Genomic DNA, 581 nt, shown 5'->3' with positions numbered 1-581 from the left:
AAAGATCGGTACTTTTGTCAACAGCAGCACTTCCACCCCATCGCCGGAAGCACTGCCCCGAAAAAGTATAACCTTTTAGTACAATCGATATGACCATGAATTACCAGACATCTTCCCTTTCGCAAAAGCCCTCCGGCTTCCTGAGAAAGTTGTTTTCGCTTTCAGCCCTTACGGCCCTGCTGCTGACAGGCAGTGCATGTAGCAGCACCCCCAAGTCGGCAACACCGGCAAGTCCCGTCGCCGATATCTACGAAGGCCTGCCCTTCGAGATGCCCCGTGTGGAACGTCCCAGCTTCCCCGACTTCCAGGCCAACATCACCGACTTCGGTGCCAAGAACGACGGCATCACCCTGAACACCCGTGCCATCAACGACGCCATCCGCTCCGTCAGTCAGAAAGGTGGCGGAACGGTCATCATCCCCGAAGGAATCTGGCTCACAGGTCCCATCGAACTGCTGAGCAACGTTAATCTGCATACCGAAAAGAACGCCCTCGTCCTGTTCACCGACGACTTCGAGGCCTATCCCATCATCGAAACCTCGTTCGAAGGACTGAACACCCGCCGTTGCCAGTCGCCCATC

1 protein-coding gene is annotated in these 581 nt (G+C 55.8%); it reads left to right on the top strand.

The features are described from left to right. Positions 1–89: 89 nt before the first annotated feature. Positions 90–581: glycosyl hydrolase family 28-related protein (locus QVP67_RS11590; RefSeq protein ID WP_288180152.1), on the top strand; the 492-nt coding region annotated here is incomplete at its 3' end.

It is taken from the genome of Bacteroides sp. CAG:633, assembly GCF_000435115.1.
GTDB lineage: Bacteria > Bacteroidota > Bacteroidia > Bacteroidales > Bacteroidaceae > Bacteroides > Bacteroides ndongoniae.
Note: the sequence above shows the minus strand (reverse complement) of the source record. Positions and strands in the feature narration are given on the sequence as shown.